Raw genomic sequence first — 25,560 nt, 5'->3', positions numbered from 1 at the left:
CCGACCATCTACTAAGGACTTTCGATGTCACAGATCATGTACAACTACCCGGCGATGCTCTCGCACGCCGGTGAGATGTCCAGCTACGCGGGCGCGTTGCACGCTGTCGGCGCCGAGGTGGCCGCCGAGCAGGCCGCGCTGCGGGGTGCCTGGCAGGGTGACACCGGCATGACATATCAGGCCTGGCAGGCGCAATGGAACACCGCGCTCGAGGAGCTGGTCCGCGCCTACCGGGCGATGGCCGGCACCCACGAGATGAACACCACGTCGATGGCCGCCCGTGACCAGGCCGAAGGCGCCAAGTGGGGCTGATCGGCTTCCGTGCGAGCTAATGCTGTCGAGCTGACCGCGGAGTCGGCCTGGTTCCTCGCCGAGAAGCTCGGCGCCGGGACGTTTCCGTGGGTGCTGGCCATCACCCCGCCCTACGGCGACGAGGCGCAGCGGGCGCACTTCGAGCGCGACCGCATCTCGGAGCTCACCCAGCTGGGCGTGATGAACGCCGACGGGAACGTCGATCCTTCAGTCGCGCAATGGATCCAGTTGGTGTGCCGCCCCGCGCGGTGGCTCGAGCTCCGATTCGTCGCCGGCCGCGGCGAGATGTTGCGCGGCTTCGTGGCCCGCGGCGGGGCGGGCACGGTGGTCGCGTTGCGCAGCGCAGCACTGGTCACGTTCACGGCGATGGAGATCGACCACCCCGAGGCGCTGGTGCCGGTGCTGACGGTCGGACTGTCCGATCAGCGGCCCGCGCGTTTCGAGGAGTTCTCGTTGCCTGCGCACACCGGCGCCAAGGCCGACGAGCGGATCCGCAACGGCTCCTCGGTGCACGACATGCTCGACTACCTCGGTATCCCCGCGTCCGCGCGTACCGTGGTGGTGGCCGCGTTCGACGGGGACCGCAGCTACGTCGAGATCGTGGCCGGCCAGCACCGCGACGGTCACCGCGTCAGCACCGACGTCGGCGTCAGCGTCGTCGACACCACGGTCGGCCGGGTGCTGGTCAGCCCGACCAGAGCATTCGACGGCCAGTGGGTGTCCACCTTCGCCGCCGGCCACCCCGCCGCGGTCGCCGCCGCCGTGGAACGCCTGAACGCCGAATTGCCCGACGGCCCCTGGTTTCCCCGCCGCGGCGGCACCCGAGACTTCGACGTCCCCATCCGTGAAAGAGAAGAGCAATGTCAAACCCGGTCGTAGACGGAACCAACGGCTCGGCGCTGTCGACCGCGTCGCCCGAGAACATGAGGATGCCGATCGTGCGGATCGCGGTGTTCGGCAGTGGCCGGATCACCGAGGTCGCACTGCCCGCCGACCTGCCGCTGCGCGAGATCATCCCGGCGGTGCAGCGCCTCGTGTCGCCGAACGACGACACCACCGACACGGCGGCCCAGCAACTCAGCCTGGCCCCGATCGGCGGCGCCCCGTTCAGCCGCGACGCGACGCTGAACACGGTCGGTGTGGTCGACGGCGACCTCCTTGCGCTGCAGCCGGTTCCACCCGGTCCGTCCGCACCTCGGCTGGTCGAGGACATCGCCGACGCCGCGATGATCTTCTCGGCGGCGCGGGAACGGCCGTGGGGGGTGGACCACATCAGGCGTGCCGCGGCGCTGGCGGTCATCGCGCTGATCGTCGTCGCCACGGGTGTCTCGATCGTGCACCGGGTCGTCACCGGAACGGCCTACGGTGTGTTCGCCGTCAGCGCGGTCGCGGTGGTCGCGGTGCTCGGCACGTTGTTGAGCAGAACCGGCTCACCGCGGTTGGCGACCGCCCTGTCCGTGGCCGCGCTGCCCCCGATCGCCGCTGCGTTCGCGCTGGCGGTGCCGGGTGACTTCGGCGCCGCGCAGGTGTTGCTCGCCGCCGCCGGGGTGGCGGCGTGGTCGGTCATCAGCATCACCGTGGGACAACGCGCCATCGCCGTGTTCACCGCCGCCGCCGCGACGGCGCTGACGGTGGCCGCGGCGGCCGCGGCGGTATCGCTGTGGACGCTGTCGCCGGTGGCCGTGGGGTGCGGGCTGATCCTGATCGCGCTGGTGATCACCGTGCAGGCCGCGCAACTGTCCGCGATGTGCGCCCGGCTGCCGGTCCCCGTCATCCCCGCTCCCGGAGACCCCACGCCGTCGGCGCTGCCGCTGCGGGTGCTCGAAGACCTGCCCCGCCGCATCCGGGTCGGTGACTCCCACCAGACAGGGTTCATCGCCGCCGGTGTGCTGCTGGCCGTGACGGGTTCGCTGGCGGTGCTGTGGCCGGCCGTCACCGGAGAGGGCGCGGTGTCGCCGTGGGCGTGGTACCTCGTGGTGGCCAGCGCCGGGGCCGCCGCACTGCGGGCCCGGGTTTGGGACTCTGCGCCGTGCAAGGCGTGGCTGCTCGGCCACCCCTACCTGATCACCACCGCGCTGGTGGTGGGGTTCACCGCCGCCGGGGAGTACACCGCGATGTGGTGGTCGCTGGCGGTCCTGGTGGCCCTGGCGGTGGCCTGGGTGGTGGTCGCGCTGAACCCCGGTATCGCCGAACCGGCAACCTATTCGCTGCCGATGCGCCGTCTGCTCGGTTTCCTCGCGTCCGCTCTCGACGCCTCGGTGATCCCGGTGATGGCCTACCTGGTGGGGCTGTTCACCTGGGCGCTCAACGGGTTCTGAGCGATGACCGCCCTCTCAGCACCCACCCGGGTAGGCGTGGTTGCGACAGCCCTGGCGCTGCTCGCGGTCGGCGGCGCACCCGCCGGGGCGGTTGCGCCGCCGCAGGTCGACCCGCAGGCCACCCCGCCGGCGGGTAGCGCGGGCCCGGTCGAACCGATGGCCCAGCGCAGCGACTGCACAGACACCGGCGTGCTGCCCGGTACCGACCCCGGTGCGGTCACCGCGAGTCAGGCGTCGTTGGGCCTGCCCGAGGCGTGGCAACACAGCCGCGGTGACGGACAGCTGGTCGCGGTCCTCGACACCGGCGTCACCCCCGGGCCGCGGCTGCCCGTCGTCGAGGCGGGTGGTGACTTCGTCGCCGACACCGACGGCCTGACCGACTGCGACGGGCACGGCACCCTCGTCGCGGGCCTGATCGCGGGCCAGCCCGGTCCCGACGGATTCGCGGGTGTCGCGCCCGGCGCGCGCCTGCTGTCCATCCGGCAGAGCTCGGCGCACTACGCGCCGCGGAGCCTCGGCGACGATCCCGCGCTCGCGCAGGCGGTGGTGGCGGTCGACACGCTGGCGCGCGCGGTGGTGCGCGCCGCGGACCAGGGGGCACGGGTCATCACCATCTCGGTCGCGACGTGTATCCCGGCCGGCGCCGACGTCGATCAGAGCGCGCTGGGTGCCGCGCTGCGCTACGCCGCCGTCGACAAGGACGCGGTGATCGTGGCAGCCGCCGGTGACACCTCACGCGGAATGTCCACCGGCGCAGCGTGTGACAGCAATCCGCTCGGCGACGCCGCACGGCCGCGCGACCCCCGGAACTGGGACAGCGCCACGACGCTGTCGGTGCCGTCGTGGTGGCAGCCCTACGTGCTCTCGGTGGGCGCCGTGGGACCGGGCGGACAGGCCACGCCGTTCACGATGGCCGGCCCCTGGGTCGGGGTCGCGGCACCCGGTGAGGGCATCACCTCGGTCAGCAACGCCGAAGGCGGCGGGCTGGCCAACGGTATGCCGGACAATCAGAAGGGGCTGGCGCCGATCAGCGGCACGGGCTACGCCGCCGCGTACGCCTCCGGTGTCGCGGCGTTGGTGCGCAGCCGATTTCCCGATCTGAGCGCCCGGCAGGTCATCGACCGGATCACGGCCACCGCGCACGGGGCCGCCCGTGCCCCGTCCAATCTGGTCGGAGCGGGCAGCATCGATCCTGTCGCCGCACTGACCTGGAATGTGCCCGCCGCTGCGGACACCGATCCCGCGGCAGTCCGGGAGATCGCGGCGCCGCTAGCACCGCCACCGCCCGACCCCACCCCACGAATCATCGCCTTCACCGGAGCGGGCGTGCTCGCGCTGCTGGTGATCGTCACCGTCGTGATGAACAGAAAACGGAAGGACACGACGCCATGATCGTCCGGCTCAGTCTTGCGCTGCTGGTGGGGATCCCCGCCGCGATGGCCTACCCGTGGGATTCGGTCGGTGACCGCTGGCTCCTCGGGATCGCGGTCGGAGTCGTCATCATCGTGTTCGCCTGGTGGCGAGGGCATTTCGCGACGACGCTGATCGCGCGCCGCGTCGCGATGTGGCGCCGCCGCGGTGAATGCGCCGAGGGCACCCATCATTCCTCGGAGTACACCACGGTGACCCTCGAGGTCGCCGCGCGCGAGCACCAGCATCTGCCGATCGATCTGATCGCCGGCTACCTCGATCGGTACGGCCTGCGCTTCGCCAAGGTCCGCGTCACCGCGCGCGACCGCGACGGCGTGCGCATCACCTGGGTGGGCCTGACCCTCGGCGCCGCCGACAACATCGCCGCGTTGTCGGCGCGCTCATCGCGAATCCCGCTGCAGGACACGGCCGAGGTCGCCGCGCGCAGACTCGCCGACCATCTGCGGGAGTCGGGATTCGAGGTCAGCACCGCCGACACCGTCGAACCCGTCACTGCCGCACAGGCGAAAGAGACGTGGCGCGCCATCGCCGACGAGCGGGGACATCTGGCGGCCTATCGGATCACCGTCGACGAGGCGCTGACCGACACGCTGCAGGCCGTCTGGTCGCTCGGGGGGGCCGAGACGTGGACGGTCCTGGAGTTCAGCGGCAGCAGAGCCGATCCCGCGCTCGTGGCGGCGTGCGTCCTGCGCACCACCGATCAGCCGGCCACACAAGCGCCGATGAGCGGACTGACCGCGGAGAACGGGCTGCACGGCGTCGTGATCGCAGCGTTGTCGCCGGCCTCCGATCGCCGTCTGCCCGGCCGCCCGGTCAGGGTCTCGGCGCACACCCTCTCGACGCTGGGCTGGCCGGCGGGCGCCCAGCTCAGTCGAACATGAACTCGGCGAGGAATCGGGTCATCCGGCGCAGGTAGTCCGGCTGGCTCACATGCAGCACGTGGTTGCCGGGGAACCAGTGGAACGCGCAGTGATCCCAGTGTTTCCAGAGCATCTCGGCCTGCTCGGGCGGTGCGAGCCGGTCACCCAGACCGGCGATGATCAGCCGCCGGTCCTTGGCGGGTATCGGGCGGTAGTTCAGCGGTGAGGAGTACATCGTCGCCGCGTCGACCAGCGCTGAGTCGGTGCCGGCGAGCCGGTCGCGCAACGCGACCACCTTGTTGGCCGGAAACCACTCGTCGACGGTGCGGTCGGGAGTGACCACCGGAACGTTCGGGATGACCGCCTGGATGCGGTCGTCGACGCTGGCGATCAACGCCGACGTGTAACCACCCAGAGACATGCCCGTCAACGCGATGCGGTCGACGCCGGTGAACTCGAGATAGTTCAGCACCGAACGGAAATCGTGCACCGCCTGAGCCATGGCCTCGGCGAAGCCGGAGAACCCGTGCGCGAAGTAGCCGTAACCACTGAACGGTGAGTACTTCTCGGCGCGGCGGCCGTGGAACGGCAAGGTGTAGAGCATGACGTCGTAGCCGGAGCGGTAGAACCACGGCAGCGAAAAGAACATGCCGTTGAACAGGTAGGCCGAGCCCATGAAGCCGTGGATGACGCACAGGGTCGGGCGCGGACCGTCGTGATGGCGCCAGTGCTGGGCATGCACCACGTTGTTGCGCGCATAACCACGGCACTGATCCCGCAACGCGGGATTGACGGCTTGGAATGTGCTGTGGAACCGCAGGTTACGTACGTTGCCGTGAGCGAACCACTCGGCCACCGGGTTGGCCGCCCGCGACGACACCCGCGGTGGCTCGGTCGGCGCCGGGAAGGCGCGGTGCGGGTCCGCGGACGCCGCCAGCTCGGCGTAGAACTCCAGGTGCGCACGCTCGGCGCGGGACTGGGAGCGGCGCAGTGCCCCGGCGACCGTGGGCACCATCGTGGCGCTGAGCAGCGAGGCGATGGACGTCCGCAACGCCAGATCGGCCAGTGCCGACGAATCCACCAGCAGCCGTTGCCGGGTTGTCAGGTCGGCGCGGCGCGGCAGGCCGCGTGCCGTCGCGTCGGCTCCGGGAACATCCGGAACGGGGATGGGCGGTTCCGGCAGGGGCTCGGGCTCCACGCTTGGCATGCTAACGCCCGACACGGGCCACACTGATGTGGTGTGGCATCCGGAAAGCTATCTGGCCTTCGCCGACGAACGGGGTCGGCCATTCATGGACCTGCTGACCAGGGTCGGCGCCGATGAGCCTCGCCGGGTGGTCGACCTCGGCTGCGGCCCCGGCAACCTGACCGAGACGATGGCTCGCCGCTGGCCCGGCGCGGTGGTCGAGGCGTGGGACTCCTCGCCCGAGATGGTCGACGCCGCCCGCACCCGGGGGATCGACGCCCGCGTCGGTGATGTGCGGAGCTGGACGCCCGCGCCGGACACCGACGTCGTGGTGTGCAACGCGGTCCTGCACTGGGTCCCCGAACACGCGGAGCTGTTGGTGCGGTGGGCGGGTCTGCTTGCGGCAGGGTCGTGGCTCGCAGTCCAGGTGCCCGGGAACTTCGCCGCGCCGTCGCATCGGGCGGTGCGTGCGGTCGCGGGACGGCCGCACTGGTCGCCGACACTGGCCGGCGCTGCACTCGACGACGACGCGGTGCGCACCCCGGCGGAGTATGCCGGCCTGCTCGCCGACGCGGGGTGCGCGGTCGACGCGTGGGAGACGACCTACGTCCACCGCCTGAGCGGACCCGACCCGGTGCTGCACTGGATCGCGGGCACGGCGCTGCGCCCGGTGCGCAGACTGCTCGACGACACCGCGTGGGCGCGGTTCAGCGCCGAACTCGTCCCGTTGCTCGACGCCGCCTATCCGGTGCGCTCAGACGGCACCACGTTCGTCCCGTTCCGGCGGGTGTTCCTCGTCGCCCGGGTGGGGTAGCCGCCGAGCGCTCAGCGCCGCCACACTCCTGTCGCCGCGCTGCGCAGCACGTACTCCTCGAATGTGCGCGCGGGCCGGCCCAGCACGGTCGTCACTCCGTCGGTGGGATCGGCCAGCACGCCACGCTGCATCATCACGAACATCTCGGTGATGTGATGCGCGTCCTGCTCGGTCAGGCCCTGCCTGACCAGAGCCTCGGTGTACTCGGCGGGTGAGATCGACCGGTAGGCAACGGATGTCTCGGCCGCCAGCGAGATCAACTCGGCCGCCTCGGAGAAGGTGACCGCGCGCGGACCGCTGAGCTCGTAGATCTTCCCGGCGTGCTGTCCCGGTTGCGTCAGCACGGTGGCGGCGGCGTCGGCGACGTCCTCGATGTCGATGAACGGTTCGGCCACATCGCCTGCGGGCAGGGCCAGCTCCCCCGCGAGCACCGGTGCATACCACAGCTCCTCGCTGAAATTCTGTGCGAAGTTGTTGGGACGCAGCACCGTCCACTCGAGCGTAGAGGAGCGCACCGCCGACTCGGCGTCGCGCATCTCCAGGCCGAACGTGGTGTCTCCCCAGGTGTCGGCGCCGCGGCCGGACAGCAGCACCATCCGCTTCACGCCCGCGGACTCGGCCCGGGCGACGAACTCGTGCGCTGGTCCGGGCGTGCCGGGAGCCACCACGTACACCGCGGCGACCCCGCGCAGCGCCGGTTCCCAGGTGGTCGGATCAGACCAGTCGAACGGTGTCCGGCTCGATCTCGACGCGGCGCGCACCGGGACACGATGCATCCGCAAACGGGCGGCCACGCGCCGGCCGGTCTTTCCAGTAGCTCCCAGAACCAGGGTGGTGTCGTTGCTCATGACTCCAGTCAACGCGCACCGATTGGACGATTCCATGGGTGACAAGCCGAATCACCTGTCCATTCGTCTAATCTCGTTGGGGTGGACGTGTTCGGTGACCTGTTCCGTGGCGTGCGGGCGCACGGTTCGCTGTTCGGCAGCTCGACGCTGACGGCGCCGTGGGCGTTGCATTTCGTCGACGGTGCGCCGTTGACGCTGTGCACGGTGCTGGGCGGGTCGGGTTGGATCGTGCCCGACGAGGACGCCGGGGCGGCGCCGGAGCGGCTCGGCCCGTACGAGACGGTGGTGGTGCGCGGACCGTCGACGTTCACCTTCGTCGACGAGATCGGTACCCGCGCCGAGCCGGTGGCGTGCGGCAGGCACTGCGCCACCGTCGAGCAGGGCGGCACCCGCCACCGGCTCGGCTGGAGCGACGGCGGCGACTCCGGCGCACCCACCCTGATCGTCGGGGCCTATCCGGTGCGCGGTGAGATCAGCCGGCGGCTGCTCGACGTGCTTCCCGTCGTGCTGCGGGTGGAGGCCGGCGGCACCGGCGACGCCGTCGTCGATCATCTCGCCGCCGAGCTCGCCACCGATGTGCCCGGTCAGCAGGTCGTGCTGGACCGGTTGCTGGACTGGATGATGGTATGCACGCTGCGCGAATGGTTCGACCGGCCCGGTGGTCACCCGCCGGCGTGGTGGGCCGCCCAGCGCGATTCTGTCGTCGGCCGCGCGCTGCAGTTGCTGCACGCCGAGCCGGCGGCCCCGTGGACCGTCGCCACGCTGGCCGACCGCGTCGGGGTGTCGCGCGCGACGCTGGCCAAGCGGTTCACGATGCTGGTCGGTGAGCCGCCGCTGACCTATCTGACCCGCTGGCGGATGACGTTGGCGGCTGATCTGCTCGTCGAGCAGCCCAGTTCGACCGTCGCCGACGTCGCCGCAGCGGTCGGATACTCCGACCCGTTCGGGTTCAGCGCCGCGTTCAAACGGGTTCGCCGGGTCAACCCGAGCGAGTTCCGCCGGTCGTCGGCGGGGCCGTCGGGCGACGGTGGCTGGGACGCGGCGGCGTCGGACGATCGCCGAGGGTGAACCCTGTGCGAAAAATCGGCCTGGGATTCGCAGAGGATTCACGTTCGGCGGATGGTGACCGGGGGGAGTACGCTGCGCGAACGCGCGACGGCGACGGCCGGCCGCTAGGGGTGGTAGGCGACCCCCACGGCGCGGAACACGAATTCCGGTGGTGCGTCGAACGCCAGCGAGGTGCGGGGCAGTCGATCGATGACGTCGCTGGGGATGTCGGTCTTGTAGTGCATCGACAGCTCGCCGGACCAATGTTCGTCGATCTCGGCGACGTCCACGTCGAGCGTCAGGCCGGAGGTCGACAGCTCGGCCTTGACCGCGCCGGCCTGCGGCTCGTCCCAGCGCAGGTCGATGGTGCGGCCGGCCAGCTTCGGCACCGACGACAGCGTGCCCAGTACCCGTTCCTCGGTGAGCACGAGCGCGCCGGCGTAGCTGGCGATGCTGCCCGACGAGCGAAGGCCGGGCACCGCACCGTGAAAGCGGCGCGTGACCGGGACATATTCGTCGAAGAACAGGATCCCTTCGGGTTCGAGTTCGGCCCGTAACGCGCCGGGAAGCCTGCCGATGCGGAGCAGCCTGCGGAGGATGACGGCCATGGGTGCACGGTAGCTCAGCCGGCTGAGTGGTAGTGATGGTCAGATGACGGTGAACCGGCGTCTGCTGGGCGCGACCGCACTGGCGGCCGTCGGCGTCCATCTGCTGATGTGGGTCGGGTTCACCTGGCAGTGGGGCTGGTTGGCCGACGTGGATGCCTGGGCGCTGCAGCCCACCGCGCGCTTCGGGCAGGCGCATCCGGGCTGGGTGACGGGCTGGGACGTGTTCTGCACCGCCCTGGGTCCGTTCGCGTTCCGGTTCGCCACGTTGGTCGTGATCGTCGTCGCGTTCGTGCGGCGCCGGGTCAGGGTCGCGGTGTTTCTGATCGTCGCTGTGGAGTTGAGCGGGGTGGTCACCGAGATCGCCAAAGCGCTGGCCGAGCGCCCGCGGCCGGACACCGCGTTCGTCGATGCGTACGGGTTGTCGTTCCCCTCCGGCCACGCGTTGGGGGTGACGGCCGCGGTGCTCGCGCTGTACGTGGTGGCGCGTCCTCTGCTGCGACCGCGGTGGCGGCCCTGGACCCTCGGCGCCGGGGTGGTGCTCATCGTCGTCATGGGCATCGGCCGGGTGGTGCTCAACGTGCACCACCCCTCAGACGTCCTGGCGGGCTGGGCGCTGGGCTATGCGTACTTCGCGGCGTGCCTGCTGGCGGTGCCGCCGTACCGTCCGCGCGTCACGGAAGTGGACGAAACACCGGCAGTGTCCGGTACTGCGCCGTGAAGCTCGCTTCGGTGACCTCGGTGCCGACCTCCCCGTCGAGCGCCAGCACGGTGGGTCCGTCCACCGAGCGGAACGCGAACTGCGGCACCCGCAGTTCGTGATAGAGCGGACTGCGTTCCAGCCGGCCCAGCGCCAGCCCTGCCAGGATGCGCAGCCGGGACAGCGGGCGCCCGGTTTCCAGGATCCGCACGTCGATGAGCCCGTCGTCCATGCGAGTCCGCCGCGACGGCGCGAAACCCGACGGCAGGTACGTGGAGTTGCCCAGGAAGAACAGCGACGTCCGCAGCGTCTTGTTGTCGTAGGAGATGCGCACGGACTCGTCGCGGCGCAGCGTGTGGAACATCGCGTAGAGACCGGCCAGCGGCTTGCCGATCTTGTGTTCGAGCTTCTCCCGGGTCTGCACGAACCGTGGGTAGGCGCCGATGCTCGCGGTGTTGATCACCATCTGCTGCTCGTTGAGACACACCAGGTCGACGTAGGAGGCCTGGCCTTCGCGGATCGCGGCGATGGTCTTCGCGATGGTGTCACAACCGATGTCCTTGGCGAAATGGTTGAACGTGCCGGCCGGGAACACCGCCAACGGCACGCCCTCGCTGATCGCCACCTTCGCGGCGGCGGCCACCGTGCCGTCGCCGCCGGCCACCGCCAGCACCGCGCATCGGCGCCCGGCCTCGCGCAGTGCGTCGGCGAAATCGTCGTCCGCGCCCAACTCCACGATCTCGGTGCCGGGCAGCGCGTCACGCACTTCGTCGATCACCCGCGCGCCCGTCCCGCTGCCTGAGGCCGGGTTGACGACCAGCGTGACGCCGGCGCCGTCCGGCCGGGCCCGGGTCTCGAACCGCAGCGGATCGGCGGCGGGCACGCTGGTCGGGACAACGGGCGGCACGATCCGGGCGCCGAGAACCGCGATGCCCGCGCCGATGCCGAAGCCGGCGAGCACGTCACCCGGGTAGTGCGCGCCCACCGCGACCCGGGACATGCCGACGAGTCCGGCGAGCATCGCCAATCCCAGGCCGACCGGCGGAGTCTCCAGACCGACGCCGACGGCGAATGCGGCGGCGCTGGCCGAATGGCCCGACGGCAGCGAGTACGACGTCGGCAGTTTGCGGATCTGCCTGGTCAGCGGGACCAGGATCGGGCTGGGCCGCTCGCGACGCCACACCCGCTTGGCGACTTGGTTGGTGACGAGGCTGGTCACCCCCAGCGTGGCCAGCCCCCGTACGGCGCCGCGCTTCAGCGACGGGCTGCCGAATGCACCCAGGCCCGCGGCGATGGCGAACCACAACTTCGAGTGGTCGGCGGCCCTGGTCAGCCGGGGCATCACCGAGTCGATCAGCGGACTGGGTGACTCGGCGACCGCCTCGAACACCTCGCGGTCCAAGCTGCCCAGCCCGCGGGTGATCTGACGGATTCCGCGCCCACGTCGGCGCATCGGAAGAAAGTCCACACCGCTCAAGTTATCCGGCGGCCCCGTGAGGTAAACGCGACCGGATCGTGTCCGTCCCTTGACACGGCGGGCGGGCGCAGGCGGCGATGATGAAGTGATGCGCCGACTGCCGACCCTGCTGTGCGCGGCGGCGGTCGCTCTGCTGGCTTTCGGGCCGACCGCCGCACCGGCCGCAGCGCAGTTCACGCCGTGGTTCGCCCAACAGGTGGGCTCGGCCACGCAGGTGCTGTCGGTGACCGGCGGCGGCGGCTCGGACGCCAAGCTGGACGTCTGGCAGCGCACAGCGGCGGGGTGGCAACCCGTCGACGGCGGCGTCGGTGTCCCGGCGAAGATCGGCGCAAAGGGCATGTCCCCGAACCACTTCGAGGGCTCGATGATGACGCCGCAGGGGGTGTACTCCTTGGACTTCGCGTTCGGCACCCAGCCCGACCCCGGCAGCGGACTGCCGTACGTCGAGGTCGGCCCCCGCCACTGGTGGGACGGCGATTCCAACAGCCCGACCTACAACACCATGCAGGTGTGCGAGCCGGAAGCGTGTGCCTTCGCGACCTCGGGGACCGGTACCGAGAACCTCGACATCCCGCAGTATGCGCACGCCGTCGTGATGGGCGTCAACAAGCAACGCGTGCCCGGCAAGGGCAGCGCCTTCTTCGTGCACAGCACCGATGGCGGAGCCACCGCCGGGTGCGTCGCGATCGACGACGCCACCCTCGTCAAGATCATGCGCTGGCTGCGGCCCGGCGCGATGATCGCGCTCAGTCCTGCGGCAGGTTCAGCGCGCGTCCCGGTTTGACCTTGAAGTTCAACGCTTCCAACGACATCGACGCGTCGTAGGTGCGGTCGTAGCCTGTCTCGCAGATCTTCCAGCCGTCGGCGGTGCGGCGGTAGCGGTCGTGGTAGAAGCCCGCCCCGATGAGCATGAAGTTGAACGCCGGCGCGATCACCCGGTCCTGCAGGTACCAGGTCGCGGTGGCTTCGTCGCCGTCCAGACTGATCTCGGGGTGGTTCACGCGATGCTCGGTGAGCACCTCCGCGCCGCCCAGCGAGTTGCGCATGAAGCCCACCAGTTCGTCGCGCGTGGTGAAGTGGTGCTCCTCGCCGATGGACTCGCCGTAGCGACCGATGACGTCCTCGGTCAGGGTGTCGGCGAACTCGTCCCAGTTCTTGGTGTCGAGCGCTCGGAGGTAGCGATACTTGACCTGCTTGATCTCGTCGATGTCGGGCATGGCCGCAATTGCAACACACCGGTCGGCGAGGACGTATATTTTCGCCGTGAAGTTCATTGACGCCTACGTCAAGTCGCCCTTCGCCGGTCTGGCCCCGTGGATCTTGATGGCGGTACTCAACGGGCCCGGCCGGTTCGAGGAAGCGGCCTCGGCCGGGCTCGGCCTGACGTTGCTGACGCTTTGGGTCGGCAGGCGCCGAGGCGTGCCCGTGCACCTGATCGAGGCGTTCACCGTGGTGTACTTCGCCGCGCTGGCGGTCCTGGGGATCGTCGCCCCACCCGCCACGATCTCGTGGTTGGAGATGTGGGCGGGGGAGCTGAGCAACATCGCGCTCGCGTTGTTCGTCATCGTCACGCTGCTGATCCGGCGACCGTTCACCCTGGCCTACGCCAAAGACACCACTGCCGAAGAGCATTGGGACAGTCCGCTGTTCCGGCGGATCAATTACGTGATCTCGGCGTTCTGGGGCGGCGCATTCGTGGTCTCGGCGCTGGCCGGCGCCTACGGCGATCTGGTGCTCGGCGACAACGACAACTTCTGGACGGCCTGGATCGTGCCGATCGGCATGATCATCTGGGCGGTCGCCTTCACCGAGTTCTATCCCGATTACGCAACAGCAAAAGCGCAGCACGAGGCCGGCGAGCCCGCCGAAGCGACACCGTCGCTGCTCGCGGTGTTCGACTGGTTCCCACCGTTCGTCACCGTGATCGGGATCGTCGCGCTTGTTTCGGACACCCTGCCCGCCGTCGGCGCGATCGTGCTGATCGCGGCGGGCGTGGTGGGTTCGGCGGTGTTGCGCCTGCGTACAGCAAAAGCGTGACCGCTGCGGGCCCGGGGCGAGCCCGTCCCGCGGAGTGTCAGCGCGGCTGAACTGAACGCGGCCCGCTATCGTGGCGGGGATCATGAGCGATCCGTTGGGGATGTCCATCGGGACGACCAACGTCGTCGCGGTGGGCATCGGACATCAACCCGTGCTCAGGCGGGCCGCGCTGACGCGTTCCGGCACGGTCCTGACCGGTTTCGTCGAGCGCGTCGGCGATCCGGTCCCGCTGGTTGCCGCTGACGGCACCAGCTACCCGGCAGAGCAACTGCTCGTCGCGGTCCTCGACGAGGCGGCCGCCGCGGCGATGCCCACGCCGCCGTCGGGGGTGGCGATCGCCACCCCGTCGTACTGGAACCCCTCGGCGACGGCTGCGCTCGCGTCGGCCTTGGCGGGTAGCCGGTTGACGGCCGCGACAGGTGCCGTTCCGCGGCTGGTCCCCGACGCCGTCGCGGCGCTGACCGCGCTCAACGCCAACCCCGGCTTCGACCGGTCGGGTGTGGTGGCAGTGCTGGACTTCGGCGGCGGCGGCACGAGCATCACGCTCGCCGACGGCGCGTCGGCGTTCGCGATGATCGGCGGCACCGAACGCTACGCCGAGTTCGCCGGCGACCAGGTCGATCAGGCCCTGCTCGCATATGTCCTCGACCGTCTCGGCGGCGACCACGGCGCCGATCCCGCCCAGACCGCCGCGGTCGGCTCGCTGGCGCGGCTGCGGGAGGAGTGCCGCGCGGCCAAGGAGAGGTTGTCGTCCGACACCGCCACCACGCTGCCCGTCGACCTGCCCGACCTGCAGACCGAGATGCGGCTGACCCGCGCCGAACTCGAGGAGCTCATCGCCCGTCCGCTGGCAGGCGTGAGTGCTGCGCTGGAGAACACGCTGACCGCCAACGGCGTCGGCTGGAGCAACCTGTCCTCGGTGGTGCTCGTCGGCGGTGGTGCGAGCATTCCCCTGATCACCCAGCAGATCTCCGAACGCTCGCGGGTTCCGGTGGTCAAGACACCGCAACCGGCCCTCGACGCGGCGGTCGGCGCGGCGATGATCGCCGCCTACGGGCGTTCGGCGGAGACCGCCACCTGGGTCGCCCCCGCCCCGCCGGTCGCTGCGCCGCCGGTCGACGAGGCTGCCTCGTCGACGATGCGCGCTCTCGCCTGGTCGCAGGCCGACGACGGGGACGACGACGTCGTGCCCTACGCCGGTGAGGACCCCTACCAGGCGCCCAACCCGTACAGCTCGCTGCAGACCGGTTCGCCCGACGACACCGAACAGCCCGAACCCGCCGACGACGTCGCACCGTGGCAACGGGTGCCCCTGCCGGTGGCAGGCCTGCTGGCGGTGATCGCGCTCGTGGTCGTCGGTGGGTTGGCGATCGCCCTGACCAGTTTCGACTCCCCGGACCGGCCTCAGCCGAAGCCGGGGACGAACCCGCTGAGCAGCGCGCTGACGCCGTCCGGGCAGGTCACGGTCACCGACGCGCCGCCGCCACCGGACGAGCCGGTGCCCGCGCAGCCGCCGCCGAGCCCGGCTTTCACGCCGACGACCCAGCTCACGCGCACGTCCACGACGACACCCACCACCACCACGACGACCACGACCACGACCACGACGACCACCACCACGACCACGACGACGACCACCACGACCACCACGACGACGACTACGCCGCCGACGACCACGACGCCGCCCACCACCACGACACCACCGACGACGGCGCCGACCACCACCCGCACCCCGGCCCCGACGACCGCACCGCCGACCACGGTCGACGAGCCCGACCCGCCGGAACCGGATCCGATCACCACGACGAATCTGGAGGTGCCGTTCGTTCCGGTGCCCATCCCGATCCCGGTGCCTGCGGGACCCTGACGCCGACGAGCGATCCCCCCGAGAAAGAACTAGGGAATTCCCCGATTCCCCCCGCAGGCCGACCCACTTAAAGTTTGAGCGTCGGTTCGATCGGCTGCGGAGGGGACAGCCGATCGGGCCGATTCGGGGATTCAGCGGGCGAGGACCGCGATTCAGCGGGGCGCCGACCGCCGGGCGAACGCCGGTGCATGCTCGGGCAGTACGCCGACACCCACCACATACGCCGGCACCACCGCCAGCCACGGCATCCGCTCGAACAGGCGAATCAGCGCGGGGGGCGGACCCGAAATGTCTTCTTCCCGCACCACCGGTCCGAACAGCCGCTTGTCGAACTGCCGTTGGAAAGCCTGGGTCAGCGCGGTGGGCACGACCCGGCGCCGGCGCACCGCCCCCAGTTCCCGATCGCTCGGCCGGCCCCGGCGCAGCGGCTCGGCCAGCAGCCGCGCCGCCGCCACCCCGTCCTGGACGGCCATGTTGATGCCCACCCCGCCTGCGGGTGACATCGCGTGGGCGGCGTCCCCGATACACAGCAGTCCGTCGGTGTGCCAGCGGCGCAGCCGGTTCAGCCGCACGTCCAGGTGCTTGACGTCGTCGAGCGAGCCGATCGCCTCGACGCTGTCACCGGCCTCGGGTAACAGCTCGAGGACATCGGCGTGGAAGGCGGCCAGGCCGCGGGCCCGCAGGCGGGCGTCGGCACCCTTCGGGATCAGCAACGCGATCTGCAGGTAATCCGTGCGCGGGATGACGATCAGCGCCTTGCCCGAGGCGATGCGCGGAAACAACGTGAAGATCTCGTCATCGGCGCGGTGGGGCAGCCGGAACCACCACACGTCGAAGCTCACCGGCCACTCCGTGACCTGCAGTCCGGCGTCCTGGCGGACGACGGACGTGCGCCCGTCGCAGCCCACCGTCAGGTCCGCGCGCAGTTCGCCCGGCCCGTCGTCGCTCTGATACCTGACCCCGACGACGCGGCCGCCCTCCCGCAGCAGTTCGGTGACCTCGGTGTCCATCCGCAGCGTGAACGTGGGCTCGGCCTGGGCGGCCTCGGCGAGCAGATTCAGCAGGTCCCACTGCGGGACCATGGCGATGTACGGGTGAGGTTGGCGCAACCGCTCGAAGCTGACCATGGTCACCGGATTTCCGGGGCGGGCATCGAACGTGACGTTGCGGACGCGGCTCTGCGGCAGCTCGGTGAACTTCGGCCACAGGCCGAGCTCGTCGAGCAGCCGCAACGTGGTGGGGTGCACGGTGTCACCGCGAAAGTCGCGCAGGAAGTCACCGTGTTTCTCCAGCACGGTGACGTCGACCCCGGCCCGGGCGAGCAGCAGGCCGAACACCATGCCGGCTGGGCCTCCACCGACGACGGCGCAGGTGGTCTTCGCAGTCACCCAATCACGCTAGCCGCCCGCCGGCGCCTCGGGAAACCTTTCGGTGATCCATCGTCTGCCCTGCTTGGCCGCGCGGGCCAAGGCGCCGCACTCGCCGAAGTACGAGGCCACCGCCCCGACACCGGGAAGCATCCCCAGGTACCGGAAGGGGGCGCGCGGCTGGGGACGTTTGGCGAGTTCATCGCCCACCGCCTCGAGCACGCCGGGCAGCCGCCACACCGCCGTGCGCAGGCTCGACGGGGTCGACCGGGCGGGCTCATCGGCCTCGTCGGTGTCGCGGCTGCACAACACCTCGGCCAGCATCCGGGCCTGTTCGCGCGGCTCGGTCAGCCCCAATTCCCTTGCCACCGCGCACAATACAAGTGCCTGGTTGACGAATCCGAGCAGATCCTGCACCGGCAGCAGCCGGCCCACGATGCCGAGAACTCCGGGATAGGCCACCGCGACGGTGTTCAGCGCGCCGATCCGCCACACCCACCACCGGATGCGGGCGTCGGTGCCCATGCCGTCCCACGCGACCGTGCCGGGCAGATCGGCGGCATTGAGCGCGCGGGCGATCCCGTCGGCGACCAGATCGATCGGCCCGCCATCCGGCCCACTCTCCGGCGATGAGGAAGGCACCCGCCGCTTGAGTTTCAGCGGGTCGGTCGCGCCCACCACGTCGAGTACCGGATTGAGCATCCGTACGGTGCGGTACAACGCGTCCTCGACGTCGTCGTCGGTGATCGTCACGTCGGTCGTCGGCCACATCGGCATGGCTGGAACATGTCCTGTTCGCGCCGACCTCAAACGCGACGCCACGTTTGTCTGCCGCCCGCCGACGACCGGTGCGATAGTTGTCCGGTGGGGGTGGATCGGGTGATGGGGGGGTCGCGTCTCGCACGGTCGGCGTCCCAGGGTCCGGTGTTCGTCGTGTTGTGTCTTCTCGCGGTCGCGGTGATCAGCTGGTTTTCCCTGGTGACGCAGCCGGCGGCGCTGGCCACCACGGCATGGTGGCCGGCTGCGGGTGTCGCGCTCGGCCTCGGTCTCCGCCTGCCCCGTCGGTGGGTGTGGCTGCTGGCCACAGCGGTCGCCGCCATCACGATTCCCCTCGCGCTGTGGGCCGGCCGACCCGCGCTCCTGGCGACAGGACTCTCGGTTGCCGCTGGTCTCGAGTTGGTCGTGGGAACGCTGATCATGCGGGGCCGGCGCGATGAGCTTCCCGCCCTGTCCACCCCACGCGACATCGGACGGTTGGTGGTGGCGGTCTTCGCCTCCGCCGCCACCTTCGACGTGCTCTCGGTGCTGGTGTCGCTCGCCGTCGGGGACACCGCCGGCGCCTGGACGCGCTTCGTCACCGGTGCTCCCCGGCATGCCGCCGGCATGATCCTGCTCGCACCGCTGTTCATGAGCCATCCCCGCCGACCGCGCGTAGCACAACCGGTGGAGATAGCCGCGCAGATCGTGGTGACACTGGCGGTCGCCGCCTTCGTCTTCGTGCTCAACGACCTTCTGCCGCTGGCGTTCCTGCCGTTCCTTCCGCTGGTCTGGGCCGCGATGCGGCTGACCACCCGGATGATGCTCGTCGAGATGCTGGCGGTGGCGATCGTTGCAACGGTGGGCAGCGCCGCCGGGCGCGGGCCCTTCTCGTTCGACCGCCTCACCCCCGAGACCGGCAGCATCGTCCTGCAGATCTTCGAGGTGTCCATCGTCATCGTGTTTCTCGCGCTGTCCCTGGCGGTGGGCCAGGAACGGGACACCGCGCAGCGTCTCAACATCAGCGAGGAACTGTTCCGCCGGAACTTCGAGGCCTCGGTCGCTGGGAGCCTGATCGTCGCCCGCGACGGCGACGGTTGGTCGGTTCGGCGCAGCAACCTGTCTGCCGAGGAGATCCTGCCCGGCCTGAGCGCAGGCCGCACCCGGCTCGATGATCTGTTGGGCGCACAAGCGAGCGAGGTGCTTTCGCGTCATGCCGACAGTGTTTCCGACGGGTACCGGGAAGTCCGGGTGACCACCGACGCGGGCCGCATCCTGCATTTCAGCATCGTCGCGATCTCCGCGGAGCGGGCCGATTCTCTTCTCGCGCTGCAATTTCGCGACATCACCGAAATCAGCCGCGCGCGCCGGCTGGAACGGGAAGAAATAGCCCGTGCCGCCGAGGTGCAACGCGCGTTGCTGCCGTGGAGCCTGCCGACTGTGGCCGGATGGCAGGCGGCGGCGAAATCGGTTCCAGCCAAACAGGTTGGCGGCGACTTCTACGATCTGCGGCTGCAGGACGGGCAGGTGGTGCTGAGCCTGGGCGATGTGATGGGCAAGGGCATGGGGGCGGGCATGCTCGCTGCGGCATCGCGCGCGGCGCTGCGCACCAACCCCCTGGATCTGCCGCCGGCCGCAGCGGTGCGCAATGCTGCGGCCGCCCTCGACGGCGACCTGCATCGCACCGGTGCCTTCGTCACCGTCGCCTATGTCCACGTCAACCTGGCATCCGGTGAGTACCGATTCGCCGACGCCGGCCATGGACTGCACTTCGTGGTGCGTGACTGTGGAGACACCGTCGAGCACGTCACCTCCGGGGACCTGCCGATCGGTCTCGGCAGCGACTGGCACGAACGCCGCGGGAAACTCGATCCCGGCGACGCCGTGCTGCTGGTCAGCGACGGTGTCATGGACGTGTGGGGAGGCACGGTCGAGGACCTCCACCACGCGGTCACCGACATCGCACGCCGACACTGCGGCGACGCCCGCGCGCTGATCGACGCGTTGTGTGCCGGTGCAGCCAAGGTCAGTGACGTCGACGACGTCACCGCGCTGATCTTCGGTCGTGAGCCGATACCCGCGGGGTCGAGCGGGCCGGACCATGTGGTGGCCGGCGAGCCGTCCGCATCGAGCTGACGGCCCGCCGCGGACCGCTCAGCCCTGGCGGGCCACGATCACCGGGATGCGGGCGCTGTGCACCACCTTGCTGCTGACCGAGCCGAGCAGCATGCCGGCGAAGCCGCCTCGACCGTGGCTGCCGACGACGATCAACTGCGCTTTCTCGGCCTGTTCGAGAAGCTGATGTGCCGGCTTGTCGCAGGTCACCACCCGACGCACCTCGACGTCGGGATAGCGTTCGTGCCATCCCGCGAGTCGTTCACCCAGCACCTCTTCGCCCAGGCCCTGCATGATCTCGTAGGTCACGCCCGGATGTTCGATGGCGGTGGCGTCGCTCCACGCGTGAACCGCCACCAGCGGAACGCCATGGCGCGCGGCCGCGTCGAAGGCGATCGCGGTGGCGGCCTCCGAAGCCGGCGATCCGTCGATACCCACCACCACCGGCGCGCCGGCCAGTTGGTCGGCGGGAGTGTCGTCATGGATCACCGCGACCGGGCACCGCGAATGGTGCACCATCGCCGAGCTCACCGATCCCATGACGGCGCGGCTCACGGCGCCCTGTCCGCGGCAGCCGACCACGATCAACTCGGCGTCCTTGGACAGGTCGATCAATGTGCCCATGATCGTCTCGGAATGCAGCTCACTGGTGATCGTCACCCCGCCGAGCGATTGTGCGAGTCCCTCGGCCCGCGTCGTGGCCTCGTCCAGCACGGCGCGACCGTGGTCTTCCAGGGATTCCCCGTAGGCGGGCCCCGGTGGCATCTCCGGCCAGGCGACGACCATGGGGGGCCGTACGACGTGCACCACCGTCAGCGTTGTCTTGCGGGATGCGGCCTCCCGCACCGCCCACTCGAGTGCCGTGTCGGAGGGCGCGGAACCGTCGACCGCCACGACGATCCCGCGAGCGTTCGGTTGTGCATTGCGGTGTTCACTGTGGGCAGTCATCGTCCGTCTCCCTTCTGCCCGGGTTCCGGTGGGTACACCTCCACGCTAGGACGTGACGCAACCCCATCGCACGGGTCGAAAGTCCCCGATCGGGCTCAGAACTTCAGATAGCCGCCGTCGATGCGCAGCACGTCACCTGTCTGGTAGCGGCTCGCCGGGCTGGCGAGATAGACCGCGACGCCGGCGACGTCCTCCGGTCCTCCCCAGCGCCGGGCCGGTACGCGAGGCAGCACCCGGGAACTGAACCGCTCGTCGGCCAGACCCGCGGAGGTCATGTCGGTGTCGAACCACCCCGGTTGAATGGTGTTCGCACGGATACCGTGTCGAGCGAGTTCGACGGCCATACTGTCGATCAGCGCGGTCACCCCGGCTTTCGACGCGGCGTAGGCGGGTTGACGGGGCATGCCCTGCAACGCACCCAGGCTGGACACCCCCACCAGGCTGCCGCCCCGTCCGGCGGCGACCATCTGCCTGGCCGCTTCCCGCAGGGTGAGGAACACGCCGTCGAGATCGACGGCGGTGGTCGCCCGGAACTCGGCCAGCGAGGTGTCCAGCACCGGGGTGAATGTTCCGCGCACCCCGGCATTGGCGAAACATGAGTCGAGACCGCCGAATTCAGCACGCACGCGGGCCATCGTGTCGGTCACCGCCTGCTCGTCGGTCACGTCACAGGTCAGAGCCAGCACCGGATTGCCCTGGGTGCGCAGTTGCGCCGCGGCGTCCTCGAGACGATGCGGGTTGCGTCCGATGACGACCACCGATGCCCCCGCGCGGGACAGCCCTGTCGCCATACCAAGACCGATTCCGGAGCCGCCTCCGGTGATGACGGCGACATGGCCGGTCAGGTCGAACGGATCGGTGCGCGCGGCATCGTCGGTCACGCGTCGACCCTACGTGGACCCGTGCCGGGTGACTCGATCCGGATTCGCACGCAAAGTCGCGCTCGGTAGCCCGTGCGGAGGCGCGCAGAGATGACCGTGCCACGTCACGCTTGGATGTCATTGTGGCCGAAAGCCTCACGACGTGATCCGGTAGTGGTTAATCTCCGAAACGAGGTGGGGGCCAGCAAAAATCATGTTTGACGACATAGAGATTGGCAATAAGTAGATTTATGGGCTTTGTCGAGTTCGTACGGGACCGTTGGACGGTCTTGTCGTTTCTCGCCTATCAGCACATGAGCCTCGTCGTGCAGACCCTGGTGGTCGCCACCGTGATTGCGCTGCTCATCGGGATACTGATCTACCGTTCGCCCTGGGGTGTGGCGCTGGGTAACACCGTCACCGCGGTGGGACTGACCATTCCGTCCTACGCACTGCTCGGTGTGCTCGTCGGCATCGTCGGACTCGGCGTGCTGCCGTCGGTGATCATGTTGTCGTTCTTCGGGGTGTTCCCGATCCTGCGCAATGTCGTGGTCGGCTTGTCGGGAGTCGACAAGACGCTCGTCGAGTCGGCACGGGGGATGGGTATGGGGCGGCTCACCACGCTCGTGCGACTCGAGTTACCGCTGGCATGGCCGGTGATCATGACCGGTGTGCGGGTGTCGGCGCAGATGCTGATGGGCATCGCAGCGATCGCGGCGTTCGCGCTGGGGCCCGGTCTGGGCGGCTACATCTTCTCCGGCATCTCGCGGATGGGTGGGGCCAACGCCACCAACTCGATCGTCGCCGCCACCATCGGCATCCTCATTCTCGCCGTGATCCTCGACAGCGTTCTCAACGTCCTCACCCGTCTCACCACCCCGAGGGGGATTCGTGTCTGACTCGGCTCGCACCGGGGGTGCCCGCATCCTGCTCGACGGGGTGACCAAACGTTACGGCGAGGGGTCGGCGCCGGCGGTCGACAACATCTCGATGGAGATCCCCGCCGGTGAGATCGTGATGCTCGTCGGACCGTCCGGGTGCGGCAAGACCACCACGATGAAGATGATCAACCGCCTGATCGAACCGACCAGCGGGCGCATCCTGATCGGCGACGACGACGTCACCAAGGGCAATCCCGACCAGCTTCGCCGCCACATCGGCTACGTCATCCAGGGTGCGGGGCTGTTCCCGCACTTCACGGTCGGCGACAACATCGCGATGGTGCCCAAACTGCTGAAATGGGACAAGGACCGCATCGCCGCGCGGGTCGACGAACTTCTCGACCTGGTCAGCCTGGATCCCGCGCAATATCGCGACCGCTACCCCCGCGAACTCTCCGGTGGTCAGCAGCAGCGCATCGGTGTCGCCAGAGCGCTGGCCGCCGATCCACCGGTGTTGTTGATGGACGAGCCGTTCGGCGCCGTCGACCCGATCACCCGTCAGCGGCTGCAGGACGAACTGTTGCGTCTGCAGGAGGATTTGCGGAAAACTATCGTGTTCGTCACCCACGATTTCGACGAAGCGGTCAAGCTGGGCGACCGGATCGCAATCCTGCAGACAGGCTCGAAGATCGTGCAGTACGACACACCGGAGCGGATCCTCACCAATCCGGCCGACGACTTCGTGCGGACCTTCGTGGGCGCCGGGGCCGCGCTGAAGCAGCTGACGCTGACCAGGATTCGGGACGTGGGCCTGCACGAGGCCGCCGTGGCTCACATCGGTGACGATCCCGGCGAGGCGGTGCGCACCGCGCGAGCGATCGAGCGCGAGCATGTCATCGTGCTCGACGCCCAGGACCGGCCGCAGCGCTGGTTGTCGCTGGAGGATCTGGCCGACCCGCGTTCGCTGGAGCACGTGTCGCGCGACGAGGACCTCGAGTGCGTCAGCCTGGCCTCGACGCTCAACGACGCTCTCGACGAGATGCTGACCTCCTCGCACGGCGTGGTGGTGGTGACGGGCCGCCGCAACACCTATCAGGGCGTGGTGCGGGTCGAGACCATCATGGACGCGATGTCCGGGGTGCGCTCGGCGGCGAATACGGCAGGGCGCGCACCGTGACCGCCGCCGTCACCGACGAAGAGCCCGCCGAAACCCCGGACGACACCGAGTCGGGCGGTGCAGGAAGCCCTTTCAGTTTCGCGCGCTGGTTTCTGCAACCGCTCGTGTGCGTCGCAGCGGTGGCCGGCTGTCTGATCTACGTCAAGCTCGCTGACGTCACGCCGTCGGAACAACGCTCGTTGGGTGTGCCGAACCTGCTGGAGTTGCTGGGCCAGCACATGTCGGTGAGTCTGGCCGCCACGCTGTTGACCTGCGCCATCGGCATTCCCCTCGGTGTCGCACTGACGCGGGGGCAGATGCGCCGCTACTCCAAGCCCATCATCACCGTGGCCGGTTTCGGGCAGGCGGCCCCCGCGATCGGCCTGATCGCGCTCGGGGCAGTCATCTTCGGCATCGGTGAGGTGGGCGCGATCGTCGCGTTGACCGTCTATGGCGCGCTGCCCATCGTCGCCAACACTGTCACCGGCCTCGACGGCGTGGATGCGCGCCTAGTCGAAGCCGGGCGGGGGATGGGGATGTCCGGCACCGCGACCTTGATGCGGGTGGAGCTGCCGCTGGCGTTGCCGGTGATCGTGGCCGGAGTCCGCACCGCGCTGGTCCTCATCGTCGGCACCGCCGCGCTCGCAGCGTTCACCGGGGCCGGTGGCCTCGGGCAACTGATCACGACCGGAATCAAGCTGCAGCAGACCGTCACACTCGTGGTGGGCGCCATCCTGGTGGCCGCGCTGGCCCTGTTCATCGACTGGCTGGCCCGCGTCGTCGAGATGGTCGCGTCTCCGAAAGGACTGTGAACACCATGGGCGGGCGCGCTGTCGCACTGATCACGGCGATCGTGGTGGCGAGCGTGACCAGCTGCGGTCTGCAGTCGGCGAGCGGCACCGTCCTGGACGCGGCGCCGGGGACGATCCAGCATTACGACTCATTGGAAGGCGTCCCGGTGACGGTGGCCGCCAAGGACTTCACCGAGCAGTTGATTCTCGGCAACATGCTGTCGATCATTCTCGCCGCTGCCGGGGCCGACGTCACCAACATGACCAACACCCCGGGCAGTTTCGGCGTGCGCCAGGCCATGCTGTCCGGTGATGCGAACATCTCGCCGGAGTACACCGGCACGGGTTGGATCAACTACCTGGGCAACGAAGACCCGATCAAGGACCCCACGGCGCAATGGCAGGCCGTCAACGAGGCTGATCAGGCCAACGGTTTGACCTGGCTTCCGCCGGCGCCGATGAACAACACCTACGCGTTCGCCATCCGGGAGTCCGAGGCGCAGCGTCTCGGGGTCACCAAGCTGTCGGATCTGGCCACGCTGGACCGCTCGGAGCTGACGTTCTGTGTGGAAAGCGAATTCGCCAGCCGCAACGACGGTTTCGTGCCAATGCTGCAGACCTACGACCTGTCCAGAGACCAGCTGGGTCAGGTCATCACGCTCGACACCGGAGTCATCTACACCGCGACCGCCAACGGCGACTGCAACTTCGGCGAGGTCTTCACCACCGACGGTCGCATCCCGGCACTGGATCTGCGGGTGCTCGAGGACGACCGGCAGTTCTTTCCGCTGTACAACCTCACCGAGGTCATCGACACCGATCTGTTGGAGGCGCACCCCGAACTGGCCGAGATCTTCGGACAACTCAACCCGCGCCTGACCAACGAGGTCATGCTGAAGCTGAACGCCGAGGTGGACAACGAGGGCCGGGACCCCGCGCTGGTCGCCCGGGACTGGTTGATCGAAGAAGGTCTGCTCTCAGCGCCGTCGTGACCGTCCGGTCAGAGTGCTTTCCACCAACCGACTGTCGGTGACGTGTCGGACCAGTACTGCTGCGGGCTCGGACAGCGCGGCGCACCCCAGTCGCGAAGCGCTGTGCGCAGACGTTGGATCAGCGGCGCCACCGCCTGCGCCGACAGGACCGGGATGTTCTCCGATAGCGACACTGTGCCCTCCCTCAACCCT

The 25,560-nt window shown here is 69.5% G+C and carries 26 protein-coding genes; 16 read left to right on the top strand and 10 right to left on the bottom strand.

Annotated elements, in window-relative coordinates:
- Positions 1–24 precede the first annotated feature (24 nt).
- From ACEWX3_RS26475 to eccE, 5 genes are read left to right on the top strand one after another with little or no spacing between them, the layout of a single operon-like run.
- Complete coding sequence (locus ACEWX3_RS26475) at positions 25–312, top strand: WXG100 family type VII secretion target (protein ID WP_207064995.1); 288 nt, start codon at positions 25–27, stop codon at positions 310–312.
- 9 nt (positions 313–321) lie between these two features.
- Positions 322–1,191 carry an ESX secretion-associated protein EspG gene (locus tag ACEWX3_RS26470; RefSeq protein WP_374158160.1) on the top strand — a complete coding sequence of 290 codons (870 nt, stop codon included), beginning with the start codon at positions 322–324 and terminating at the stop codon, positions 1,189–1,191.
- Positions 1,173–2,630, top strand: a complete 1,458-nt coding sequence (gene eccD, locus ACEWX3_RS26465; RefSeq protein WP_374158159.1) for a type VII secretion integral membrane protein EccD — start codon at positions 1,173–1,175, stop codon at positions 2,628–2,630. Before ACEWX3_RS26470 ends, eccD begins: the two co-directional genes overlap by 19 nt.
- Before the next feature lie 3 nt (positions 2,631–2,633).
- A complete protein-coding gene (gene mycP / locus ACEWX3_RS26460) occupies positions 2,634–4,022 on the top strand; it encodes a type VII secretion-associated serine protease mycosin (protein ID WP_374158158.1) in 1,389 nt (462 codons plus the stop codon).
- Positions 4,019–4,942, top strand: coding sequence for a type VII secretion protein EccE (eccE, locus tag ACEWX3_RS26455; RefSeq protein ID WP_374158157.1), 924 nt, complete (start codon positions 4,019–4,021; stop codon positions 4,940–4,942). Before mycP ends, eccE begins: the two co-directional genes overlap by 4 nt.
- Here eccE and ACEWX3_RS26450 read toward each other — a convergent pair.
- Positions 4,929–6,128, bottom strand: coding sequence for an alpha/beta hydrolase family protein (locus tag ACEWX3_RS26450; RefSeq protein ID WP_374158156.1), 1,200 nt, complete (start codon positions 6,126–6,128; stop codon positions 4,929–4,931). The two genes, eccE and ACEWX3_RS26450, sit on opposite strands and share 14 nt — an antisense overlap.
- Before the next feature lie 31 nt (positions 6,129–6,159).
- Between ACEWX3_RS26450 and ACEWX3_RS26445 the strand changes: the two genes are divergently transcribed.
- On the top strand, positions 6,160–6,921 hold the full coding sequence (locus tag ACEWX3_RS26445) for a trans-aconitate 2-methyltransferase (RefSeq protein ID WP_374158155.1): 762 nt from the start codon (positions 6,160–6,162) through the stop codon (positions 6,919–6,921).
- An 11-nt stretch (positions 6,922–6,932) separates the two neighbouring features.
- On the opposite strand, the gene ACEWX3_RS26440 is transcribed toward ACEWX3_RS26445, so the two are convergent.
- Positions 6,933–7,769 carry an NAD(P)H-binding protein gene (locus tag ACEWX3_RS26440; RefSeq protein ID WP_374158154.1) on the bottom strand — a complete coding sequence of 279 codons (837 nt, stop codon included), beginning with the start codon at positions 7,767–7,769 and terminating at the stop codon, positions 6,933–6,935.
- Positions 7,770–7,850: 81 nt separating this feature from the next.
- Here ACEWX3_RS26440 and ACEWX3_RS26435 point away from each other — a divergent pair, with 81 nt between their 5' ends.
- Complete coding sequence (locus ACEWX3_RS26435; protein WP_374158153.1) at positions 7,851–8,837, top strand: AraC family transcriptional regulator; 987 nt, start codon at positions 7,851–7,853, stop codon at positions 8,835–8,837.
- Positions 8,838–8,941: 104 nt separating this feature from the next.
- Here ACEWX3_RS26435 and ACEWX3_RS26430 read toward each other — a convergent pair whose 3' ends face one another.
- The gene (locus ACEWX3_RS26430) at positions 8,942–9,424 is read right to left on the bottom strand and encodes a hypothetical protein (RefSeq protein WP_207064999.1); all 483 of its coding nucleotides are present in this window, start codon (positions 9,422–9,424) and stop codon (positions 8,942–8,944) included.
- Between the two features lie 43 nt (positions 9,425–9,467).
- Between ACEWX3_RS26430 and ACEWX3_RS26425 the strand changes: the two genes are divergently transcribed.
- Positions 9,468–10,142 carry a phosphatase PAP2 family protein gene (locus ACEWX3_RS26425; RefSeq protein ID WP_374158152.1) on the top strand — a complete coding sequence of 225 codons (675 nt, stop codon included), beginning with the start codon at positions 9,468–9,470 and terminating at the stop codon, positions 10,140–10,142.
- Here the strand turns inward: ACEWX3_RS26425 and ACEWX3_RS26420 are convergent.
- On the bottom strand, positions 10,096–11,589 hold the full coding sequence (locus tag ACEWX3_RS26420) for a bifunctional phosphatase PAP2/diacylglycerol kinase family protein (RefSeq protein WP_207065001.1): 1,494 nt from the start codon (positions 11,587–11,589) through the stop codon (positions 10,096–10,098). The two genes, ACEWX3_RS26425 and ACEWX3_RS26420, sit on opposite strands and share 47 nt — an antisense overlap.
- A 97-nt stretch (positions 11,590–11,686) precedes the next feature.
- Here ACEWX3_RS26420 and ACEWX3_RS26415 point away from each other — a divergent pair, with 97 nt between their 5' ends.
- A complete protein-coding gene (locus ACEWX3_RS26415) occupies positions 11,687–12,382 on the top strand; it encodes a L,D-transpeptidase family protein (protein ID WP_221350332.1) in 696 nt (231 codons plus the stop codon).
- Here the strand turns inward: ACEWX3_RS26415 and ACEWX3_RS26410 are convergent.
- On the bottom strand, positions 12,345–12,815 hold the full coding sequence (locus tag ACEWX3_RS26410) for a nuclear transport factor 2 family protein (RefSeq protein ID WP_152515134.1): 471 nt from the start codon (positions 12,813–12,815) through the stop codon (positions 12,345–12,347). The genes ACEWX3_RS26415 and ACEWX3_RS26410 overlap by 38 nt on opposite strands.
- Before the next feature lie 106 nt (positions 12,816–12,921).
- Between ACEWX3_RS26410 and ACEWX3_RS26405 the strand changes: the two genes are divergently transcribed.
- Positions 12,922–13,635 carry a hypothetical protein gene (locus tag ACEWX3_RS26405; protein ID WP_374159961.1) on the top strand — a complete coding sequence of 238 codons (714 nt, stop codon included), beginning with the start codon at positions 12,922–12,924 and terminating at the stop codon, positions 13,633–13,635.
- Between the two features lie 82 nt (positions 13,636–13,717).
- Positions 13,718–15,502, top strand: coding sequence for an Hsp70 family protein (locus ACEWX3_RS26400; RefSeq protein ID WP_374158151.1), 1,785 nt, complete (start codon positions 13,718–13,720; stop codon positions 15,500–15,502).
- A gap of 152 nt (positions 15,503–15,654) precedes the next feature.
- Here the strand turns inward: ACEWX3_RS26400 and ACEWX3_RS26395 are convergent, their stop codons facing one another.
- Together ACEWX3_RS26395 and ACEWX3_RS26390 are read right to left on the bottom strand one after the other, a co-directional pair.
- Positions 15,655–16,890 (bottom strand): FAD-dependent oxidoreductase, encoded by a 1,236-nt coding sequence (locus ACEWX3_RS26395; RefSeq protein ID WP_374158150.1) that lies wholly within the window; start codon positions 16,888–16,890, stop codon positions 15,655–15,657.
- A 9-nt stretch (positions 16,891–16,899) separates the two neighbouring features.
- Positions 16,900–17,646, bottom strand: a complete 747-nt coding sequence (locus ACEWX3_RS26390) for a hypothetical protein (RefSeq protein ID WP_374158149.1) — start codon at positions 17,644–17,646, stop codon at positions 16,900–16,902.
- Between the two features lie 105 nt (positions 17,647–17,751).
- Between ACEWX3_RS26390 and ACEWX3_RS26385 the strand changes: the two genes are divergently transcribed.
- Positions 17,752–19,761, top strand: a complete 2,010-nt coding sequence (locus ACEWX3_RS26385; RefSeq protein ID WP_374158148.1) for a SpoIIE family protein phosphatase — start codon at positions 17,752–17,754, stop codon at positions 19,759–19,761.
- A gap of 18 nt (positions 19,762–19,779) precedes the next feature.
- Here the strand turns inward: ACEWX3_RS26385 and ACEWX3_RS26380 are convergent, their stop codons facing one another.
- Positions 19,780–20,688, bottom strand: a complete 909-nt coding sequence (locus tag ACEWX3_RS26380; protein WP_374158147.1) for a universal stress protein — start codon at positions 20,686–20,688, stop codon at positions 19,780–19,782.
- A gap of 95 nt (positions 20,689–20,783) precedes the next feature.
- Positions 20,784–21,569 carry an SDR family NAD(P)-dependent oxidoreductase gene (locus ACEWX3_RS26375; protein ID WP_374158146.1) on the bottom strand — a complete coding sequence of 262 codons (786 nt, stop codon included), beginning with the start codon at positions 21,567–21,569 and terminating at the stop codon, positions 20,784–20,786.
- Positions 21,570–21,799: 230 nt separating this feature from the next.
- Between ACEWX3_RS26375 and ACEWX3_RS26370 the strand changes: the two genes are divergently transcribed.
- Genes ACEWX3_RS26370 through ACEWX3_RS26355 form a run of 4 tightly spaced genes read left to right on the top strand, consistent with a single transcriptional unit; the run spans position 21,800 to position 25,368 of the window.
- Complete coding sequence (locus ACEWX3_RS26370) at positions 21,800–22,447, top strand: ABC transporter permease (RefSeq protein ID WP_207065009.1); 648 nt, start codon at positions 21,800–21,802, stop codon at positions 22,445–22,447.
- Positions 22,440–23,606: an ABC transporter ATP-binding protein gene (locus ACEWX3_RS26365; protein WP_374158145.1), complete on the top strand. Its 1,167-nt coding sequence runs from the start codon at positions 22,440–22,442 to the stop codon at positions 23,604–23,606. The genes ACEWX3_RS26370 and ACEWX3_RS26365 overlap by 8 nt, the downstream gene beginning before the upstream one ends.
- Positions 23,603–24,397 (top strand): ABC transporter permease, encoded by a 795-nt coding sequence (locus tag ACEWX3_RS26360; protein WP_374158144.1) that lies wholly within the window; start codon positions 23,603–23,605, stop codon positions 24,395–24,397. Before ACEWX3_RS26365 ends, ACEWX3_RS26360 begins: the two co-directional genes overlap by 4 nt.
- A 5-nt stretch (positions 24,398–24,402) precedes the next feature.
- Entirely contained in the window at positions 24,403–25,368 is a 966-nt protein-coding gene (locus ACEWX3_RS26355; protein WP_374158143.1) for a glycine betaine ABC transporter substrate-binding protein, read from the top strand.
- 8 nt (positions 25,369–25,376) lie between these two features.
- Here the strand turns inward: ACEWX3_RS26355 and ACEWX3_RS26350 are convergent, their stop codons facing one another.
- Positions 25,377–25,541: a hypothetical protein gene (locus tag ACEWX3_RS26350; protein WP_374158142.1), complete on the bottom strand. Its 165-nt coding sequence runs from the start codon at positions 25,539–25,541 to the stop codon at positions 25,377–25,379.
- Positions 25,542–25,560 lie beyond the last annotated feature (19 nt).

It is taken from the genome of Mycobacterium sp. G7A2 (genome assembly GCF_041902445.1).
In the GTDB taxonomy this organism is placed as follows: domain Bacteria; phylum Actinomycetota; class Actinomycetes; order Mycobacteriales; family Mycobacteriaceae; genus Mycobacterium.
Note: the sequence above shows the minus strand (reverse complement) of the source record. Positions and strands in the feature narration are given on the sequence as shown.

Excerpts from the sequence above, each read along its gene's own strand:
- ACEWX3_RS26475 (WP_207064995.1), top strand. The coding sequence starts at position 25 with ATGTCACAGATCATGTACAACTACCCGGCGATGCTCTCGCACGCCGGT.
- ACEWX3_RS26405 (WP_374159961.1), top strand. The coding sequence starts at position 12,922 with ATGGCGGTACTCAACGGGCCCGGCCGGTTCGAGGAAGCGGCCTCGGCC.
- ACEWX3_RS26400 (WP_374158151.1), top strand. The coding sequence starts at position 13,718 with ATGAGCGATCCGTTGGGGATGTCCATCGGGACGACCAACGTCGTCGCG.
- ACEWX3_RS26370 (WP_207065009.1), top strand. The coding sequence starts at position 21,800 with ATGGGCTTTGTCGAGTTCGTACGGGACCGTTGGACGGTCTTGTCGTTT.
- ACEWX3_RS26440 (WP_374158154.1), bottom strand. The coding sequence starts at position 7,769 with ATGAGCAACGACACCACCCTGGTTCTGGGAGCTACTGGAAAGACCGGC.
- ACEWX3_RS26390 (WP_374158149.1), bottom strand. The coding sequence starts at position 17,646 with ATGCCGATGTGGCCGACGACCGACGTGACGATCACCGACGACGACGTC.
- ACEWX3_RS26385 (WP_374158148.1), top strand. The coding sequence starts at position 17,752 with ATGGGGGGGTCGCGTCTCGCACGGTCGGCGTCCCAGGGTCCGGTGTTC.
- eccD (WP_374158159.1), top strand. The coding sequence starts at position 1,173 with ATGTCAAACCCGGTCGTAGACGGAACCAACGGCTCGGCGCTGTCGACC.
- eccE (WP_374158157.1), top strand. The coding sequence starts at position 4,019 with ATGATCGTCCGGCTCAGTCTTGCGCTGCTGGTGGGGATCCCCGCCGCG.
- ACEWX3_RS26355 (WP_374158143.1), top strand. The coding sequence starts at position 24,403 with ATGGGCGGGCGCGCTGTCGCACTGATCACGGCGATCGTGGTGGCGAGC.
- ACEWX3_RS26450 (WP_374158156.1), bottom strand. The coding sequence starts at position 6,128 with ATGCCAAGCGTGGAGCCCGAGCCCCTGCCGGAACCGCCCATCCCCGTT.
- ACEWX3_RS26425 (WP_374158152.1), top strand. The coding sequence starts at position 9,468 with ATGACGGTGAACCGGCGTCTGCTGGGCGCGACCGCACTGGCGGCCGTC.
- ACEWX3_RS26380 (WP_374158147.1), bottom strand. The coding sequence starts at position 20,688 with ATGACTGCCCACAGTGAACACCGCAATGCACAACCGAACGCTCGCGGG.
- ACEWX3_RS26430 (WP_207064999.1), bottom strand. The coding sequence starts at position 9,424 with ATGGCCGTCATCCTCCGCAGGCTGCTCCGCATCGGCAGGCTTCCCGGC.
- mycP (WP_374158158.1), top strand. The coding sequence starts at position 2,634 with ATGACCGCCCTCTCAGCACCCACCCGGGTAGGCGTGGTTGCGACAGCC.
- ACEWX3_RS26410 (WP_152515134.1), bottom strand. The coding sequence starts at position 12,815 with ATGCCCGACATCGACGAGATCAAGCAGGTCAAGTATCGCTACCTCCGA.
- ACEWX3_RS26415 (WP_221350332.1), top strand. The coding sequence starts at position 11,687 with ATGCGCCGACTGCCGACCCTGCTGTGCGCGGCGGCGGTCGCTCTGCTG.